This window comes from Burkholderia sp. MSMB1072 (genome assembly GCF_001524725.1).
In the GTDB taxonomy this organism is placed as follows: domain Bacteria; phylum Pseudomonadota; class Gammaproteobacteria; order Burkholderiales; family Burkholderiaceae; genus Burkholderia.
In genome coordinates, this window is record NZ_LOYC01000030.1 from 497248 (window position 1) to 516247 (window position 19000).

Annotated in this window: 17 protein-coding genes; 11 read left to right on the plus strand and 6 right to left on the minus strand. The window is 68.2% G+C overall.

Annotated elements, in window-relative coordinates; translation table 11 throughout:
* Positions 1-110: 110 nt before the first annotated feature.
* From tgt to WS89_RS15590, 5 genes are all read left to right on the plus strand, one after another.
* Positions 111-1316 (plus strand): tRNA guanosine(34) transglycosylase Tgt, encoded by a 1206-nt coding sequence (tgt, locus tag WS89_RS15570; RefSeq protein WP_059791811.1) that lies wholly within the window; start codon positions 111-113, stop codon positions 1314-1316.
* Positions 1317-1573: 257 nt separating this feature from the next.
* Positions 1574-1897 (plus strand): preprotein translocase subunit YajC, encoded by a 324-nt coding sequence (yajC, locus tag WS89_RS15575; protein WP_006476868.1) that lies wholly within the window; start codon positions 1574-1576, stop codon positions 1895-1897.
* 106 nt (positions 1898-2003) lie between these two features.
* Positions 2004-4025 (plus strand): protein translocase subunit SecD, encoded by a 2022-nt coding sequence (gene secD, locus WS89_RS15580; protein WP_059501019.1) that lies wholly within the window; start codon positions 2004-2006, stop codon positions 4023-4025.
* A gap of 18 nt (positions 4026-4043) precedes the next feature.
* Positions 4044-4994 carry a protein translocase subunit SecF gene (secF, locus tag WS89_RS15585; RefSeq protein WP_059501018.1) on the plus strand — a complete coding sequence of 317 codons (951 nt, stop codon included), beginning with the start codon at positions 4044-4046 and terminating at the stop codon, positions 4992-4994.
* 216 nt (positions 4995-5210) lie between these two features.
* Positions 5211-6770: a S41 family peptidase gene (locus WS89_RS15590; protein ID WP_179949865.1), complete on the plus strand. Its 1560-nt coding sequence runs from the start codon at positions 5211-5213 to the stop codon at positions 6768-6770.
* Between the two features lie 18 nt (positions 6771-6788).
* Here WS89_RS15590 and WS89_RS15595 read toward each other — a convergent pair whose 3' ends face one another.
* From WS89_RS15595 to WS89_RS15610, 4 genes are all read right to left on the minus strand, one after another.
* Positions 6789-8066, minus strand: a complete 1278-nt coding sequence (locus WS89_RS15595; RefSeq protein ID WP_059501017.1) for an MFS transporter — start codon at positions 8064-8066, stop codon at positions 6789-6791.
* Positions 8067-8258: 192 nt separating this feature from the next.
* The gene (locus WS89_RS15600) at positions 8259-8840 is read right to left on the minus strand and encodes a YceI family protein (protein ID WP_006476873.1); all 582 of its coding nucleotides are present in this window, start codon (positions 8838-8840) and stop codon (positions 8259-8261) included.
* Between the two features lie 65 nt (positions 8841-8905).
* Positions 8906-9466 (minus strand): YceI family protein, encoded by a 561-nt coding sequence (locus WS89_RS15605; RefSeq protein ID WP_059501115.1) that lies wholly within the window; start codon positions 9464-9466, stop codon positions 8906-8908.
* A gap of 8 nt (positions 9467-9474) precedes the next feature.
* Positions 9475-10035, minus strand: a complete 561-nt coding sequence (locus tag WS89_RS15610) for a cytochrome b (protein WP_034206446.1) — start codon at positions 10033-10035, stop codon at positions 9475-9477.
* 258 nt (positions 10036-10293) lie between these two features.
* Here WS89_RS15610 and WS89_RS15615 point away from each other — a divergent pair, with 258 nt between their 5' ends.
* The 6 genes from WS89_RS15615 to WS89_RS15640 all read left to right on the plus strand — a co-directional run bounded on the left by WS89_RS15615 (position 10294) and on the right by WS89_RS15640 (position 17971).
* On the plus strand, positions 10294-10959 hold the full coding sequence (locus tag WS89_RS15615; protein ID WP_059501016.1) for a paraquat-inducible protein A: 666 nt from the start codon (positions 10294-10296) through the stop codon (positions 10957-10959).
* Complete coding sequence (locus WS89_RS15620; RefSeq protein WP_059501015.1) at positions 10956-11591, plus strand: paraquat-inducible protein A; 636 nt, start codon at positions 10956-10958, stop codon at positions 11589-11591. The genes WS89_RS15615 and WS89_RS15620 overlap by 4 nt, the downstream gene beginning before the upstream one ends.
* Positions 11584-13203, plus strand: coding sequence for a PqiB family protein (locus WS89_RS15625; protein ID WP_059501014.1), 1620 nt, complete (start codon positions 11584-11586; stop codon positions 13201-13203). Before WS89_RS15620 ends, WS89_RS15625 begins: the two co-directional genes overlap by 8 nt.
* Entirely contained in the window at positions 13200-13919 is a 720-nt protein-coding gene (locus tag WS89_RS15630; RefSeq protein ID WP_059501013.1) for a PqiC family protein, read from the plus strand. The genes WS89_RS15625 and WS89_RS15630 overlap by 4 nt, the downstream gene beginning before the upstream one ends.
* A 483-nt stretch (positions 13920-14402) precedes the next feature.
* Positions 14403-16517 (plus strand): site-specific recombinase, encoded by a 2115-nt coding sequence (locus WS89_RS15635; RefSeq protein ID WP_059791813.1) that lies wholly within the window; start codon positions 14403-14405, stop codon positions 16515-16517.
* A 152-nt stretch (positions 16518-16669) separates the two neighbouring features.
* Positions 16670-17971, plus strand: coding sequence for a THUMP domain-containing class I SAM-dependent RNA methyltransferase (locus WS89_RS15640; protein ID WP_059791817.1), 1302 nt, complete (start codon positions 16670-16672; stop codon positions 17969-17971).
* A gap of 73 nt (positions 17972-18044) precedes the next feature.
* On the opposite strand, the gene WS89_RS15645 is transcribed toward WS89_RS15640, so the two are convergent.
* A complete protein-coding gene (locus WS89_RS15645; RefSeq protein WP_059791818.1) occupies positions 18045-18509 on the minus strand; it encodes an SRPBCC family protein in 465 nt (154 codons plus the stop codon).
* On the minus strand, positions 18502-18834 hold the full coding sequence (locus tag WS89_RS15650) for an ArsR/SmtB family transcription factor (RefSeq protein ID WP_034206438.1): 333 nt from the start codon (positions 18832-18834) through the stop codon (positions 18502-18504). The genes WS89_RS15645 and WS89_RS15650 overlap by 8 nt, the downstream gene beginning before the upstream one ends.
* Positions 18835-19000: the final 166 nt, after the last annotated feature.

A 19000-nucleotide genomic window follows, 5' to 3' on the forward strand; every position in this document is an offset into this window, starting at 1 on the left:
CCGCTGCGCGCGTCACGCTTTTGCGCGCACCCGCTTTTCCCCGCCGCCGGTTTCCCGGCGGCGTTTCCAACATGCGCCGGACTGTTTTCCGGTAGCAAGGAGCACTCACGATGACCGAAGGTTCATCCCACGATACGCACGCGAGCCACAACACGCCCGCTCCCGTGCAGAGCCGCCCCGCGAACGGGCTCGAATTCGAACTGCTGACGACCGACGGCCACGCGCGCCGCGGCCGCGTGAAGCTCAACCACGGCACGGTCGAGACGCCGATCTTCATGCCGGTGGGCACGTACGGCACCGTGAAGGCGATCCAGCCGCGCGAACTGCACGAAATCAAGGCCCAGATCATCCTCGGCAACACGTTCCACCTGTGGCTGCGCCCGGGCCTCGACACGATCGACGCGCACGGCGGCCTGCACGGCTTCATGGGCTGGAACAAGCCGATCCTGACCGACTCGGGCGGCTTCCAGGTGTTCTCGCTCGGCGACCTGCGCAAGATCACCGAGGACGGCGTCACGTTCGCGTCGCCGATCAACGGCGACAAGCTGTTCCTGTCGCCGGAAGTGTCGATGCAGATCCAGAAGGTGCTGAACTCGGACATCGTGATGCAGTTCGACGAATGCACGCCGTACGCGACCAACGGCGTGCCGACCACGCACAAGGAAGCGGCCGACTCGATGCGCATGTCGTTGCGCTGGGCGAAGCGCTCGCTCGACGAATTCGACCGGCTCGGCAACCCGAACGCGCTGTTCGGGATCGTGCAGGGCGGGATGTTCGAGGACTTGCGCGACGAATCGCTCGCGGGCCTGTCCGAACTCGGCTTCCACGGCCTCGCGATCGGCGGGCTGTCGGTGGGCGAGCCGAAGGAAGACATGATGCGCGTGCTGCGCCACGTCGGCCCGAAGCTGCCGGCGAACAAGCCGCACTACCTGATGGGCGTCGGCACGCCGGAGGATCTCGTCGAAGGCGTCGCGAACGGCGTCGACATGTTCGATTGCGTGATGCCGACCCGCAACGCGCGCAACGGGTGGCTCTTCACGCGCTTCGGCGACGTCAAGATCCGCAATGCGACGCACAAGAACTCGCTGAAGCCGCTCGATGCGAGCTGCACGTGCTACACGTGCCAGAATTTCTCGCGCGGCTACCTGCATCACCTGCACCGGGTCGGCGAAATCCTCGGCGCGCAGCTCAACACGATCCACAACCTGCACTACTACCTGCAGCTGATGAGCGAGATCCGCGACGCGATCGAAACCCATACGTTCGACGCGTTCCGGCAGCGCTTCGCGGAGGATCGCGCGAGAGGGGTCGACTGACCGGCCGGCGGGCGGCCTGCCCCATAGGACACGACCTGAAAGAAAACCGCATCCAATGGGACACGCACTAAAAAACCCGGTCCACCCGCCGGACCGAGCCATCAAACATTACAATTGCCTTTCCAGACAAGCCGCAACGGTATCGGTTCGCGCTTTAACAGCTTGATCCGAAAGCGCATTTGCCGCGCCGTTTGCGCATGGGGCCGGTGGTAGAATAACCGGCTTATTTTTCGATCTTCCCCTACGGAGAGACCAACGTGCCGTTCATTTCCAATGCCTTCGCGCAAGGTGCCGGTGGCGCCGAATCGAGCCTGATGAGCTTCCTGCCGCTCATCCTGATGTTCGCGGTGCTGTACTTCATCATGATCCGTCCGCAGATGAAGCGCCAGAAGGAACACCGCAACATGCTCGCGGCCATGGCGAAGGGCGACGAAGTCGTCACGAGCGGCGGCCTCGTCGGCAAGGTGACGAAGGTCACCGAAGGCTACATCGGCGTCGAAATCGCCGAAGGCACCGAAATCACCGTGCAGAAGGCTGCCGTCACGACCATTCTGCCGAAGGGCACGATCAAGTCGCTGTAAGGCTTATACCGAGCGTCCGGCCCCCCGCGCCGTGCCCGCCTGAGAGAGCGGGCCGCCGCGGCGCCGGACGCGACGCTTTCACGCCAACCACCCGTTCGGCCCCCTCATGAATCGTTATCCACTCTGGAAATATGTCGTGATGGTCGTGGCGCTCGCCATCGGCCTTCTGTACACATTGCCCAACTTCTTCGGCGAAGCGCCGGCGGTGCAGGTGTCGAGCGGCAAGGCCACGGTCAAGCTCGACTCGACCACGCTGACCCAGGTCGAATCGGCGCTCGCGTCCGCGCAGATCACGCCGGACGACGTCACCTTCGAGAACACGGCGACCAACGCGAACATCCGCGTGCGCCTGAAGGACACCGATACGCAGCTGCGCGTCAAAGACCTGCTGCAGAAGTCGCTGAACGCCGACCCGAACGATCCGCAGTACGTCGTCGCACTGAACCTGCAAAGCGCGTCGCCGCGCTGGCTGACCGCGCTGCACGCGCTGCCGATGTATCTCGGCCTCGACCTGCGCGGCGGGGTGCACTTCCTGCTCCAGGTCGACATGACGGGCGCGCTCACGAAGAAGCTCGACTCCGACGCGTCCGACGCGCGCACGCTGCTGCGCGACAAGAACATCCGCGACGGCGGCGTGAGCCGCGTCGAGCAGTCCGTGGTCGTCAACTTCAGCGATGCGCAGACGGCGGAAGACGCCCGCAAGGTGCTCGCCGCGTCGATCACCGAGCTGCAATGGGCGACGCAGCCCGGCGGCGGCGGCACGCAGGTGGTCGGCACCTTCACGCCGGCCGTGCAGAAGTCCGTCGAGGACGCCGCGCTCAAGCAGAACCTGACCACCCTCCACAACCGCGTGAACGAACTCGGCGTGTCCGAGCCGATCCTGCAGCAGCAAGGCAGCGACCGCATCGTCGTCGAACTGCCGGGCGTGCAGGACACCGCGAAGGCGAAGGACATCATCGGCCGCACCGCGACGCTCGAGGCGCGCCTTGCCGACCCGATCAACACGCACCCGAACCCGAACGATCCCGTGCCGCCGGGCGAGGAACTCTTCACGCAGGGCAACCAGGCGCCCGTGCTGCTGAAGAAGGACGTGATCTTCACCGGCGACCGCATCATCGACGCGTCGGCCGGCTTCGACGAGCACCAGCGTCCGTCGGTCAACATCCGCCTCGATTCGGCGGGCGGCCGCGCGGTGCGCACGGTGTCGCGCGAGAACATCGGCAAGCCAATGGCGATGGTGCTGTTCGAGAAGGGCAAGGGCGAAGTGCTGACGGTCGCGACGATCCAGTCCGAACTCGGCGACCGCTTCCAGATCACGGGCCAGCCGACGCCGCAGGCCGCGGCCGATCTCGCGCTGCTGCTGCGCGCCGGTTCGCTTGCCGCGCCGATGGACATCATCGAGGAACGCACCATCGGCCCGAGCCTCGGCGCCGACAACATCAAGATGGGCATCCACTCGGTGATCTGGGGCTTCTGCGCGATCGCCGTGTTCATGGTCGCGTACTACATGCTGTTCGGCGTGGTGTCGGTGATCGGCCTGTCGGTGAACCTGTTGCTGCTCGTCGCCGTGCTGTCGCTGATGCAGGCGACGCTGACGCTGCCGGGCATCGCGGCCATCGCGCTCGCGCTCGGCATGGCGATCGACTCGAACGTGCTGATCAACGAGCGCGTGCGCGAGGAACTGCGCGCCGGCCAGCCGCCGCAGCTCGCGATCCAGGCCGGCTACGCCCATGCGTGGGCGACGATTCTCGACTCGAACGTCACGACGCTGATCGCCGGCCTCGCGCTGCTCGCGTTCGGCTCGGGCCCGGTTCGCGCGTTCGCGATCGTGCACTGCCTCGGCATCCTGACGTCGATGTTCTCCGCGGTGTTCTTCTCGCGCGGGATCGTCAACCTCTGGTACGGCGGCCGCAAGAAGCTGAAGTCGCTCGCGATCGGCCAGGTGTGGAAGCCGGAAGGCGCCGCTGCCGCCGCGTCGTTCGCCGATGCGGACGAATCGACCGACACTGCCCGCGCCGCGAAGCTCGCCGCCCCGGCGAAGGGCAACGCGCCGCGCGCCGGCAAGCCGCAGTTGCGCAACCGCGCGCAGCAAGGCGTGTCGCCGAAGAAACCGGGCTCGACCCAATAAGGCCCCGGAGACGAAGCCATGGAATTTTTCCGCATCCGTAAAGACATTCCGTTCATGCGGCACGCGCTGGTGTTCAACGTGATCTCGCTGGTCACGTTCCTCGCCGCCGTGTTCTTCCTGTTCCACCGCGGGCTGCACCTGTCCGTCGAATTCACCGGCGGCACGGTGATCGAGGTTCAGTACCAGCAGGCCGCGCAGCTCGAACCCGTGCGCGCGACGCTCGGCAAGCTCGGCTATGCCGATGCGCAAGTGCAGAACTTCGGCACGTCGCGCAACGTGCTGATCCGCCTGCAACTGAAGGAAGGCCTCACGTCCGCGCAGCAGAGCGACCAGGTGATGAGCGCGCTGAAGGCGCAGAGCCCGGACGTGACGCTGCAGCGCGTCGAGTTCGTCGGCCCGCAGGTCGGCCGCGAGCTCGCGACCGACGGTCTGCTCGCGCTCGCGTGCGTCGTGATCGGCATCGTGATCTACCTGTCGTTCCGCTTCGAATGGAAGTACGCGGTGGCCGGCATCATCGCCAACCTGCACGACGTCGTGATCATTCTCGGCTTCTTCGCGTTCTTCCAGTGGGAGTTCTCGCTGGCGGTGCTCGCGGCGATCCTCGCGGTGCTCGGCTACTCGGTCAACGAGTCGGTCGTCATCTTCGACCGGATCCGCGAAACGTTCCGCCGCGAACGCAAGATGAGCGTGCAGGAAGTGATCAACCACGCGATCACGACCACGATGTCGCGTACGATCATCACGCATACGTCGACGGAAATGATGGTGCTGTCGATGTTCTTCTTCGGCGGCCCGACGCTGCACTACTTCGCGCTCGCGCTGACGGTCGGCATCATGTTCGGCATCTACTCGTCGGTGTTCGTCGCGGGCTCGCTCGCGATGTGGCTCGGCATCAAGCGCGAAGACCTGATCAAGGAAAAGAAGGCCGCGCACGATCCGGACGATCCGAACGCCGGCGCGCAGGTTTGAGCGCCACGCCGTTTCGGCTTCGAAAAAACCGGCCCGTTTGGGCCGGTTTTTTTATGTGCGGGCCACCGCAGCCCGACACGCGGCCGGCTCGACCGGCGCGGTCGCAGGGGTCGGCTACAATCGTCACCGCGCCCTGCCCCGTCGCTTGCCGGTTGCCCCCGGCACCGGCCCCCCCCTCGCCACCCGTCCGAACGTGCGGTCCCGATGATGCCTCCCATGCGTGTCGTTCGTCGCCTCGCCGTCTGCGCAGCCGTCGCTGCCGCGTTCCCGTATGCGCCGCTCGCCGATGCGCAACCGGCATCCGCATCCCCCGCCGCTTCGCTGCCTGCCGCTTCACCGGCCGCCGCTTCGGCGCCCGCCATCCGACCGCCGTCGCCCTGCCCGCCCGACTGGGAGCCGCAGCTCTGCGAACTGAAAGCGGCCGTCGAAGTGCTGAAGAAACAGCATCTGACCGACGTCGACATCGGCGCACTGCTCGACGCCGCGACCCACGAAGGCATCAAGACGCTGCCGTACGCACGCTTCTTCAACGCGAAGGAAGAGCAGGAGCGGCGCGACGACGAGCGGCGCGCACGCGACGGCACGCCGGGCATCGGGATCGTGTTCGAAACACGGCCCGACGGGCTGCACATCATCGACGTGATTCCCGACGCGCCGGCGGAACGGGCCGGCGTGCGGCCCGACGATCTCGTCGTCGCGATGAACGACAGGAGCGTCGTCGGCATCGACGGCAGCGCGCTGATGCAACTCGCGAAGGGCGACGCGGGCGTGCCGCTGAAGCTCACGGTGCAGCGCGGCCCGAAGCATGCGGTGCTGAGCTTCGCGCCCGTGCGCACGATCGTCAAACCGCATCCGGCGACCGCGAAGCGGCTCGACGGCGACATCCTGTACACGCGGCTGTCGAGCTTTCCGGAGCCGGCGGTCGGCGACTATATCGACGCGGTGCAGGCCGCGCGCCGCGCGGGGCCGCCGGTGAAGCAGATGATTCTCGACCTGCGCATCAACGGCGGCGGCGCGCTCAATGCGGCGATCGGCATCACCGCGCTGTTCGCGGGACGCGACCGCACCGCGATGGTGACGGTCGAGCGCGGCGACACGCACCGCCGCCGCTACACGACCAACTGGCCCGACTATGAATTGCCCGTCATGCACGGGCAGGATCCGCTCGCGCCGCTGCAGGCCGACGACTGGTGGCGCACCGTGCCGCTCGTCGTGCTCGTCGACGGACAGAGCGCGTCGGCCGCCGAAGCGACCGCGGCGGCGCTGAAGGATCTCGGCCGCGCGAAACTGCTCGGCATGCCGACCTACGGGAAAGGGCTCGCACAGACGGGCGTCGACCTGATCGACGGCACGCGTCTCAATTTCACGTTCGCGCGCAACCTGCGGCCGAACGGCTGCCCGATGGACGGCTACGGCGTCATGCCGGACTGGCTCGTGCCGCCGCGCGTCGATTCGGACGTCGACGGCGTGCTGCTGTGGTACCGGGAAGCCGATCTGGCCCGCGCACCGTATGCGGACCGGCAGGCGCCCGACCCGTTCGCGCAGGTGCGCAACGCACGACAGAAGCTGCGCGAGCAGCGCGTGCGCGCGAAGATCGATACGGCGAGGAGCGCGGCGCTGCCGCAGCGCGCATTCGGCACGGCCGCCGACTGGCAGCTCCGGCAGGCGCTCGCCGCGCTCGCGGGGCGCCCGGTCCGGACCGTCGACGCGCCGCCGCAACTGATGCCGCCGCAACTGATGCCGGCGCAACCGGTGTGCGAGCGCGGCGGCAATTGACGCGCCGCCCCGCCCCTTTCAGCGAAACCCGAACCGCCGCCGCAGCACGACCAGCGCCGCGAGGCTCAGCACGGCCGCGAACATCAGGTAGAAGCTCGGCGCAGTCTTCATCCCGGTCTCGCGGATCAGCCACGCGATGATGAACGGCCCGAAGCCGCCGAAGATCGTCACCGCGACGTTATACGCGAGCGACATCCCGGTCGTGCGCGTCTGCACCGGAAACACCTCGGACAACAGCCCCGGCAGCGCCGCGAAGTAGCCGGTCATCAGGAACGCGAGCAGCACCTGCAGCGCGATCAGCGTGCCGAAGCCCGGATGCGCGACGAGATACGCGAACGCCGGATAGATCAGCACGAGGATGCCGACGGCCGGCGCGATCATCACGCGCACGCGGCCGTAGCGATCCGACCAGTGGCCGACGAGCGGTGCGAACGCCATCTGGATCACACCGACGACGAGAATCGCCGCGAACGCGGCGGACGGCGCGAGGCCGAGCTGCTTCACGCCGTAGGTCGGCATGAACAGCACGAGATAGGTCGCGACGGTGCCGAGCACGACCACGCCCATCGCCGCGACGAGGCGCGCCTTGTGCGACGCGAACGTATCGCGCAGCGGGTTCGCGGTGCCTTCGGCCGCGAGGAATTCGGGCGTCTCGTCGACCTTGGTACGGATGTAGTACGCGACCGGCCCGAGCAGCAGCCCGAAGAAGAACGGCACGCGCCAGCCCCACGACGCCATCTGCGCGGCCGACAGTTGCGCGTTCAGCACGGTGCCGAAGCCCGCGGCGAGCAGCGTCGTGAGCCCCTGGCTCGCGACCTGCCAGCTCGCGAAGAACCCGCGCCGGCCCGGCACGTGCTCGGCGAGGAACGCGGTTGCGCTGCCGAACTCGCCGCCTGCCGAAAAGCCCTGCATCAGCCGCGCGGCGACGAGGATCACCGGCGCGGCGACGCCGATCGTCTCGTAGGTCGGCAGCACCGCGATGATCAGCGTGCCGGCCATCATCAGCAGGATCGACAGCGTGAGCGCGGCCTTGCGGCCCGCGCGGTCGGCATACGCGCCGAGCACGATCGCGCCGAGCGGCCGCATGAAGAACGACACGCCGAACGTGCCGAGCGTGAGCAGCAGCGACACGGTGTCGTTGCCGGCGGGGAAGAACAGCTTCGAGATCGTCACCGCGAAAAAACCGTAGACGACGAGATCGAACCACTCGAGCGCGTTGCCGATCGACGCGGCGACCACCGCGCGCCAGACGCGCGGCGACGAGGCAATGGAACGGGACTGCGTGACGGCATGCATCGGCGATCTCCTTGTCGTTGTACGTTCTGTTCGAGGCGGCCGCCGTCGCGGCGTCGGCCTGCCCGGCGCCGCATGGCCGCATGCTGCGCTCGGGCGATTATAGGCGCGCAAAAAAACCGCCGCGCCCCGATAACGGGAGCGCGGCGGTTTGCCCGCAGGGGCCGGCACGATGGCCGGCCCGGCAGGAGAGCCTTACTGCTGCTTGACCGCTTCGGCCGTGATCAGCAGCTTCGTCTTCATCTTGAAACCGTACTGCTTGCCGTAGTCGAGACCGAAATCGTCGCGGCTGAATTCGCCGACCGCGTCGACGCCGCACACTTCGCGCTTGAGCATCGGGTGCGGCATGCACTTGAACGAATCGATCTTCAGCGTGAGCGGCTTCGTGACGCCATGCAGCGTCAGGTTGCCGACCACCGACACCGGCTTGTCGCCGTCGAACTTGATCGTGCCCTTGTAGTTCGCCTGCGGGAACTTCGCCGCATCGAAGAATTCGGCCGTCTGCAGGTGCTCGTCGAGCTTTGCGCTGCCGGTGTGGATCGACGCGATGTCGGTCGTCACGTCGACCGTGCCGGTCTTCGCCGCGCGATCGAGCGTCACGGTGCCGCTCGACTTGTCGAACTTGCCGCGCCAGACCGACAGGCCGCCGAAGTGGTCGGCCTCGAAGCTCGGGTACGTGTGGCTCGGGTCGAACTGGTAGGTCGCGCTTTCGGCGAAGGCCGAGAACGACAGCGAAGCGGCCAGCGCGCCGGCGGCGATGATCAGATGCTTTTTCAAACCTTTTCTCCTGGGAACGGCGCCGCGCCCTCGCGCGGCATTCAGTGGACGCGGCAACCTGCCGCTTACTTCGTGGCGACGAGATGGAACTTGATCTGCACTTCGTCCGCGACGACCGACGTGTCCTTCCACTCGCCGGTACCGACGTTGAAGGTCGAACGCTTGATCGGCAGCACGCCGTCGAACGTCTGCGTCGCGCCGTTCTGCGCGACCGTGACGGGCACCGTGACGGTCTCGGTCTTGCCCTTGATCGTCAGCTTGCCGGTCACGTTGTACTTGTTGCCGCCGGCCGGCGCGATCGCCGACGACACGAAGCTCGCCTGCGGATAGGTCTTCGCGTCGAACCAGTCCTTGCCGGCGACCTGGTCGTTGTACATCTTGTCGCCGAGGTCGAAGCTCGCGACGTCGATCGTCATTTGCGCGCTGCCCTGCGCGGCCTTCGCCGGGTCGAACTTCACCTGCGCGGAAAACTTCTTGAACGCGCCTTCGGTCGGCACGTTCATCTGCTTCGACACGGCGGACACCTTGCTCTTCGCGAGATCGACGTCGGCATGCGCCGCGCCCGACGCGACAAACGCCGCCGCGGCGAACGCGGTCAGCATGGAGCGGGAGAAAGACACTTTCATGGGATCCTTCATTTGGCAAAGGGAAGCATGCGCGACAGCAGGCCGTCGCGGTCCAACAACTGATGCTTGAGCGCCGCGAGCACGTGCATCGCGACGAGCGCAAGCAGAATGTAATTCAAAGACACGTGCAGCGTCTTGAAGGTTTCCTTGAGCGCCGGATCGGGGTCGATCAGGCGCGGCAGCGGCACGATGCCGAGATAGACGACCGGGATGTTCGACGCCGAGCTGTACAGGTAGCCCGTCGCCGGAATCACGATCATCAGCACGTACAGCAGCATGTGCACGCCGTGCGACGCCGCGCGCTGCCACGCCGGCGTGTCGCCCGGCAGCGGCGGCGGCACGTGGGTCGCCCGCCACAGCACGCGCACGACGGCGAGTGCGAACACCGTCACGCCGATCCACTTGTGCCACGAGAAGTACTTCAGCTTGGTCGGCGTGAAGCCGGGGATGTCCGTCATCACCCAGCCGAGCGCGAAGCCGCAGACGATCAGCAGCGCGATCAGCCAGTGCAGGGCGATCGCGGTAGGCGCGTAGCGTGCCGGCGCGGCCGGCGGCGATTTCGATGCCATCTTGGGTTCCTCAGTTCAGCGAACGGCTGCGCCGGTAAATTCGGCCGACGCATGTCGAGGGCGCCATGCTACCGCAACCTTTTGACGCGCGCGGACTCTGAGGACAGGCGCGCCAGCCGGCTGACGGCTTCCCGTCATGTTACCGACCGGTCACGCAACGCACGATCCTTGACCCATCGAAAAAGCCCTTTTGGTAAGATTGGCGCGGGTTCCGGCCCCGTCGACGCGTTCCCCGGCCGTCGCAGCACCGCCTTTTCCATGCAACGATACGACCTGATTGCCTGCCACGAATGCGACGCACTGTTGCATAAACCGCGCCTGAGCGGCCGCGAAATCGCACGCTGCCCGCGCTGCGACGCGCTGCTCTATCGCAACAGCACCACGCAGATCGAGCGCATCAGCGCGCTCGCGGTCGCGGCGCTCGTCACGTTCGTCATCGCGCAGGCGTTCCCGATCCTCGAAATGGACCTGAACGGCACGCGCGTGCAGACGACGCTGATCGGCGCGATCGATGCGCTGTGGCATCAGGACATGGAGATCGTCGGCGTGATGGTGTTCTGCTCGACCGTGCTGTTCCCGCTCGTCGAGATGGCCGCGCTCCTTTACGTCCTGCTGCCGATCCGGCGCGGCATCGTGCCGCCCGGCCTCAACGTCGTGCTGCGCACGATCCAGCTCGTGCGGCCGTGGGGGATGATCGAGGTGTTCATGCTCGGCATCGTGGTCACGATCGTGAAGATGGTGAGCCTCGCGCGCGTCGTGCCCGACGCGGCGCTGTTCGCGTTCGGCGCGCTCACGCTGATGACCGCCGTCGTGCTGATGTTCGACCCGCGCACGGTGTGGGACATCGCCGACGACCTGCGCGCCGGCCGCGCGCCGGCGCGGCCCGACCCCGCCGCGCCGCTGCAGGACACGCCCCGCCGATGACGAGGCCCACGCCGACCGCCGCCCGCGAGGGCTACGCCAGCTGCCACGCGTGCGGGCTCGTGCAGACGATCGACCGGCCGCACGCGCATTGCGCGCGCTGCGGCAGCGCGCTTCACGTGCGCACGCCGAACAGCATCATGCGCACGTGGGCGCTGCTGCTCGCGGCCGCGATCCTCTACATTCCGGCGAACCTGCTGCCGATCATGCGTACGTCGTCGATCGTCGGGTCGCAGCAGGACACGATCATGAGCGGCGTCATCTATTTCTGGACGTCCGGCGACTGGCCGCTCGCCGTGGTCGTGTTCGTCGCCAGCATTCTCGTGCCGATGCTCAAGCTCGCCGTCCTGACGATCCTCGTCATCAGCGCACAGCGCCGCACCGCCTGGCGGCCGCTGCAGCGCACGCGCCTCTATCGGATCGTCGAGCGCATCGGCCGCTGGTCGATGCTCGACATCTTCGTCGTGACGCTGACCGTCGCGCTCGTCCATTTCCGTTCGCTCGCCGTCATCACGGCCGGCCCCGGCGCGCTCGCGTTCGGCTCGGTCGTGATCCTGACGATGCTGGCGTCGATGCAGTTCGATCCCCGCCTGATCTGGGATCCAGTCGAAACCTCAGGGAATCACCATGAATAGTCCACAAGGCCCGCAGCACGATGCGCCCCGGCCGCCCGATCCGGCGATCTCGACGAAAAGCGGCTGGCTGCCGTCGCTCGTCTGGCTCGTGCCGCTGATCGCCGCGCTGATCGGCATCGGCCTCGTGATCAAGTCCGTGCGCGAGCGCGGCCCGGAAATCACGATCAGCTTCCACAGCGCCGAAGGGCTCGAGCCGGGCAAGACCCAGGTCAAGTACAAGGACGTCGAGATCGGCACGGTCAAGACGATCAAGCTGTCGAAGGACCTGTCGCGCGTGCTGGTCCAGGTGCAGCTCAAGAAGGAAGCGGAGGACTTCGCGGTCCAGGGTTCGCGCTTCTGGATCGTGCGCCCGCGCGTGGGCGCGACCGGCGTGTCGGGGCTCGGCACGCTGCTGTCCGGCGCGTACATCGGCGTCGACGCCGGTCACGGGCAGGACACGCTGACCGACTTCACCGGCCTCGAGACGCCGCCCGCCGTCACGGGCGACCAGAAAGGCACGCAGTACGTGCTGCGCGGCGATTCGCTCGGCTCGGTCGACATCGGCTCGCCGGTCTACTACCGTCGCGTCCAGGTCGGCCAGGTGGTCGGCTTCTCGCTCGACAAGGACGGCACGGGCGTCACGTTCAATGTGTTCGTCAATGCACCGTACGACCAGTACGTCGGCATGAACACGCGCTGGTGGCAGGCGAGCGGCGTCGATCTGCGGCTCGATTCGAGCGGCCTGAAGCTGAACACGCAGTCGCTCGCGACGGTGATCCTCGGCGGCATCGCGTTCCAGACGCCGCCGAACCAGGGCAGCGGCACGACCGCGCCGAACAACACGACGTTCCGTCTCGGCTCCGACGAGGGCGACGCGATGCGCGACCCGGACGGCCAGCCGCTGCAGGTCGTGATGAACTTCAACCAGTCGCTGCGCGGGCTCGCCGTCGGCGCGCCGGTCGACTTCCGCGGCATCGTGCTCGGCGAAGTGACGAACATCGGCATCGACTTCGATCCGAAGACGAAGAACTTCCTGATGCCGGTGACGATGAACGTGTATCCGGAGCGCCTCGGCCGCCGCTTCCGCGAGACGATCGAGAGCAAGGGCGAACCGGCGCGCCGCGAAATCGTGGAGCGGCTCGTCCAGCACGGGCTGCGCGGCCAGCTGCGCACCGGCAACCTGCTGACGAGCCAGTTGTACGTCGCGCTCGACTTCTTCCCGAAGGCGCCGGCCGTGAAGATCGACACGGCCCGCCAGCCGCTCGAGCTGCCGACCGTGCCGAATACGCTCGACGAGCTGCAGTTGCAGGTCGCCGACATCGCGAAGAAGCTCGACAAGGTGCCGTTCGACCAGATCGGCGCGAACCTGAACAGCGCGCTCGCGAACGCCGACAAGCTGTTCAAGCAGCTCGACACGCAGGTCGCGCCGCAAGCGCGCGACACGCTGTCGGCCGCGAAGCAGACCTTCTCGACCGCCGAGGCGACGCTGCAGCAGGATTCGCCGCTGCAGTCCGACGTGCGCGGCGCGCTGAAGGAACTCACGCGCACGCTGCAATCGCTGAACGCGCTCGCCGACTATCTGGAGCGCCACCCCGAATCGCTGCTCAAGGGCAAGCCAGGAGATAAACCATGACGACACGCGTGAACGGTTTCGCGAGCGGCGCGGCGGCCGTCTTCGCCGCACTCGCGCTCGCCGCGTGCAGCTCGCCGCCCGCGCGGTTCTACACGCTCAGCCCGGCCGACGCCGCGGCGCCGCTGCGCACCGCGCCGGCCAATCCGGCGTTCCTGATCGAGGTGCCGTCGGTCGGCGTGCCCGAGCAGGTCGCGAAGAACCAGTTGGTCGTGCAGAAGAACGCCGCGCAGGTCGACGTGCTCGAGCAGGAACGCTGGGCGTCGCCGCCCGCCGACGAGATCCGCCGCGCGCTGTCGGACGATCTCGCCGCTCGGCTCGGCACGATCGACGTCGCGAATTCCGCCTATCCGGCCGGCGTGCCCGTGTACCGCATCAGCGTGAACGTGCAGCGCTTCGAGTCGTGGCCCGGCAAGCGGGCCGCGGTCGACGCCGTGTGGAGCGTGCGCTCGCTCGCCACGCAGGCCGTGATGACCTGCCGCACGAGCGTCGCCGAACCGGTCGGCGACGGCTACGACGCACTCGTCGCCGGCCACCGGCGCGCGCTCGACGCGATTGCCGCGCAGGCCGCGGACGGCGTGCGCGCGATGGCCGCGCGCCGCGGCGCGCCAGCCACGCCCGCGGCCGGCAGCAAGACGGCGGCCGCGCCGGTCGTGCCGTGCCCGGCCAACCCGACGTCCGGCGGCGACGCCGGCGCGACGGGCAAGTCCGGCGCATAAGCGAACGCGGACGGCGCGCAGGCGAACGTTCGACACGGCGTTCGCCCGCGCGGTGTCGAATGGCGCGTCGGGCCGCGCGCCGCCCGTCGCGGGCTGCACGCCGCCGCAGCCGGCCTCGCGCACCGCCTTCATCGGCCCGACGGCCATTTAGAACGGCCATTTACATTCTTTGTCAAAGCCGCCGGAACCCGCGCCATGCAACGCGGTCGGCTTGCGTTTTCCGGCCCGATTGACGATCCTACGCACTTTCAGGCTCGCGCCGTTCGTCGTGCGCACCGGCCAGTGGCGCCGGGCCGCGTTCGGCCCGACCGCCGTGCCCCCGGCGCCTGCACGCGGTCGGCGTGCACCGCAGCGGGGCAATCGCATCGCGGGTCGCCGCGCCCCGTCCGGCACCGGCCCCGTCTCATCCGTTCTCCCGGCGCCGCACCGTTTCCCCGGCCGGCATCCCGAACCCGCCCGTCACGGGCTTTCGCTATTCCGTTTATGTTTCGTTCCCTGACGACCCTGATCAAGAAGTGGCGCGCGTCGCGCAATGCCGGTCACCAGCTCGATGCGCTGCTCGCGCATGCCGACGCCGACGCGTCGTACGCCGAGCGCAGCGAATGGCTGATCGAGCTCGCGCACTGGCTGCGCCGCAACGGCACGGTGCAGGACGCGCCGGCCGAGCGCGACGCCGACACGCGGGCCTATCCCGCCCATGCGCGGCTGCGCTACCTGTTCCACGTGCTCGATCGCAACCCCGCATGGAAAGCGCACGCCGCGCGCATCCTGCGCGGCATCCTGCGCGAGTGCGACGGCATCTCGCTGCTGTGCGACGCCGGCATGCCCGTGCATTCGGGCTTCTTCGGCGCGCTGTTCGAGCGGATCGATTCGTCGCTGATCCCGCCCGCGCCGAACCGCCGCGAACTGTCGGCGCTGTTCACGCTGATGTTCCCGACGCCCGAGGACGCGAAATGGATCGACGCGCTGCCCGACGACCTGCTCGCGCGTCTCGCCGAGCTGCTCTCGTTCGACGTCACCGACGAGGAGCGCCACGAGCCCGGCTCGTTCTCGCGCGACCTGCTGGCCGCGCTGCACAACCTGACCTGCCAGATCAGCTCGACCGGCCTGTCGCAGACGGTGCGCAGCCGGCTGTCCGACGACGATGCGCGCAAGCCGCTCGAATCGCAGCCGTTCTACCGCCTCACGCGCGCGATGCTCGCGGTCGAGACCGCGCACGCGGCCGTCGAGGACGGCGGCGATCCGAGCAAGCTGCTGCACGAGGTGAACTACCTGCGCGTGCTGCTCGACGAATGCCGGATCGCCGTCGACAACGTGTTCGCGCACCTGTACCGCAACGGCGTGTCGGTCGACATCGTGTTCCAGGTCGAGCGGATGCGCATGCGCATCCTGCGCGCGGAAATGCTGCTCAACGCGTGGATGGCGCGCGACGACCTGCACGGCATGGCGCACCTGACCGCCGAGCTCGTCGACGCGAACCAGAGCAGCCAGAGCGTCGCGCACCTCGTGCGCAGCAACTTCTCGCTGTTCGCACGCAAGCTCGTCGAGACCAACGCGGACACCGGCGAGCACTACATCTCGCGCGGCCGGGCCGAGTACCTGAAGATGCTGCGGATGGCCGCGGGCGGCGGCCTCGTCACGGTCGCGACCGTGTGCGTGAAGTTCGCGATCACGGGTGCGCACCTGCAGTCGATGCTCGAAGGGCTGCTGGCGGGCATCAACTACGCGGCCAGCTTCATGCTGATGCACTTCCTGCATTTCACGCTCGCGACCAAGCAGCCCGCGATGACCGCGCCGACGCTCGCGCGCGAGCTCGACGACACCGGTCACGAGGAAGGCGTGAAGGCGTTCGTCGCGTCGGTGATCGCACTGATCCGCACGCAGGCGGCCGCGATTTCCGGGAACGTGGTCGTCGTGCTGCCCGTGTGCCTGCTCGTGCAGCTGTTCGCGGCCAACGTCGCGCATACGAACCTGATCTCGCCGGAGAAGGCGCACGCGACGCTGCATTCGTTCTCGCTGCTCGGCCCGACGCCGTTCTATGCGGCGCTCACGGGCGTGCTGCTGTGGGCGTCGAGTCTGCTCGCGGGCTGGGCCGACAACTGGTTCGTGCTGCACCGCGTCGGCGATGCGCTCGCGTACAACCGCCGGCTGCGCCTGACGCTCGGCGCGGCCGGCGCCGCGAAGCTCGCGCATTTCTGCCGATCGAACGTCGCCGGCGTGGTCGCGAACGTCGGCCTCGGCCTGATGCTCGGCCTCGTCCCGGCGATCGTCACCGTGTTCATGTTCCCGTTCGAGGTGCGGCACGTGACGCTGTCGGCCGGCTCGATCGGGATCGCGCTCGGCGTACTGGGCAAGGATGCGCTCGGCACGCCCGAACTGTGGTGGGCCGGCGCCGGCGTGCTCAGCATGGCCTTCCTCAACGTGCTCGTGAGCTTCGCACTCGCGTTCACGATGGCCGTGCGCTCGCGCAGCCTGCGCCCGACCAAGGTGCGCGCGCTCGTCGCCGCGATCGTCCGCACGGTGCTGTCGAATCCGCTCGCGCTGTTCTGGCCGGCGGGCACCCCGGCCGCGCGCGCCGGCCAGCCGGGCGCGCACTGAGCTGCGGCGGGCAGCGGCGCCCCGCCGGTGCCCGTCGCCGTCCTCCCGGCACGCGCGAGCGGCCGTCGCGCCGGCGCCGCCGCGCCGAAACGCCGGCCCCGGTCGGCCGCGCCGCGTACAATAGTGGACTTTTGCACGTCCTCACCCGCCTTATGTCCTCGCCCACCCTGTTCGAATTCTTCGCCCCCTGCCCGCGCGGCCTCGAAGCGGCGCTTGCCGCCGAGCTGGCCGAAATCGCCGGCCGCCACCTGAACGGCGCGCCGTTCACCGCGGGCGCGCAGGTGCCGGGCGGCGTCCATTTCAGCGGCGGCTGGGCCGCCGGCATGGCCGCGAACCTCCATTCGCGGATCGCGAGCCGGATCCTGCTGAAGATCGCGCACCGCGCGTACCGCAACGAGCAGGACGTCTATGCGCTCGCGCTCGAGCAACCGTGGGAGCGCTGGTTCGCGGCCACGCAGACGCTGCGCGTCGACATCACCGCGATCAAGTCGCCGCTGAAAAGCCTCGAATTCGCGACGTTGCGCGTGAAGGACGCGATCTGCGACCGGATGCGCGACAAGACCGGCGCGCGCCCGAGCATCGACACCGGTGCGCCGGACGTGCGCGTGTTCGCGTTCCTGACGGCGGGCGAATGCACGCTGTACCTCGATACGTCGGGCGAGCCGCTGTTCAAGCGCGGCTGGCGTCTCGACAAGGGCGCGGCGCCGCTGCGCGAGAACCTCGCGGCCGGCATCCTGCGCCTGACCGGCTGGACGCCCGGCACCGCGCTGTACGACCCGATGTGCGGCAGCGGCACGTTCCTCGCGGAAGCCGCGCAGATCGCGCTCGGCGTGGCGCCCGGCGTCGAGCGCCGGTTCGGCTTCGAAAAGCTCAAGCAGTACGACATCACCGCGTGGCAGGGGCTGAAGGTCCCGGCGCTCGACGCGAAGCGCGCGGCGCGGGCCAGGCGCGGCGACGCGCTCGGCGTGTACGGCAGCGACATCTCCGGCGACATGCTCGAGAAGGCGCGCGCGAACCTCGAGCGCTCGGGCGTGCCGTCGGTGTGGCTCAAGCAGGTCGATGCGCGCGGGATGACGCCGCCGTGCGACGGGCCAGGCATCCTCCTCGCGAACCCGCCGTACGGCGAGCGGATCGAAGTGCGCGGCCGCAGCGCGCGCGGCGAGGTGCGCGAAACCGGCCGCAACCGCGGCAACGACGACGCATTCCGTCGCACGCACACCGACGCGCCGGACAGCGAGTTCTTCAACGCGCTCGGCGATGCGCTGAAGCAGCGCTTCACGGGCTGGCAGGCGTTCCTGCTGACGTCCGACCGTTCGCTGCCGGGCCAGTTGCGCCTGCGCGAATCGGCCAAGACGCCGCTGTTCAACGGCGCGCTCGAATGCCGGCTGTTCCGCTTCGATCTGATCGCCGGCAGCGTGAAGGCACGCCCGGCCGCGCCGGAGGGCGACGCGTAAGCCATCCGTGCGCTTGTGCAAGCCACGACGTGCAGGGGCCGCCATCGCGGCCCCTGTGCTTTTCCGCAGCCGGTCAATGCTTCGACTGCGACCAGCGCGCCATCGTGAACGGCAGGGCATGCCCCGTCTCGAGCAGCGTCTTCAGGCTCGACAGCACGACCGGCCAGCCGCCGCGAATCCCGCGGTCCATCTCCGAACCGGGCACCAGCCCGTCGTGCGTGACGGTCAGCTTCACGACGCCCTCGTGCGGCTCGACCAGATAGGTCACGCGAGATTCCCCGCCCTCCCCCGACGGCGTGCGCCATGTGACGACCAGCCGGCGCGGTGGATCGTTCTCGACCACTTCGCCGACGATGTCGACCCGCGACGGATCGTCGTAGTCCTGATGTTCCCACCGCGAACCCGGCCGCCAGTCGGGCGACGCGTTGCGATGCCGTACCCAGTAGTCCTTCGTCAGCTCGGCGTTGGTCAGCGCGTCGAACACGCGCTCGGGCGTGGCCGCAATGAAGGTCACGTACACGAAGTCGGGATTACCCATCGTCGTCTCCCGTGTCGCGGGGCGCTTCCAGCCCCCGCTTGAGGTCCGCCAGCGCCTGCAGGCGCTGACGCTCGAACTTGCCGATCCAGCGTTGTGCGATGTCATGGATCGGCACCGGATTCAGGTAATGCAGCTTCTCCCGGCCGCGCCACGTCGTCGCGACGAGATTCGCGGCCTCGAGCAGCGCGAGATGCTTGCTCACGGCCTGCCGGCTCATCGCGAGCCCGTCGCACAGCTCGGACACGGTCTGGCCGTTTTTTGCGTACAGCAGATCGAGCAACCGACGGCGCGTGGCATCGGCCAGCGCCTTGAAAACGAGGTCCATGCCGCTCCCGGGTCAACGGCCTTATTATGCAACCAAATGGTTGCATGTCAAGGGTGACAACTCTACTGACAATACGGTGTCAGCAGCCCGCGATCACACTGCAATCCCGGCGCAATGCAGGCTGGTTTCCCCACCGAATCCGAATAACAACGCAACACAAGGAGCT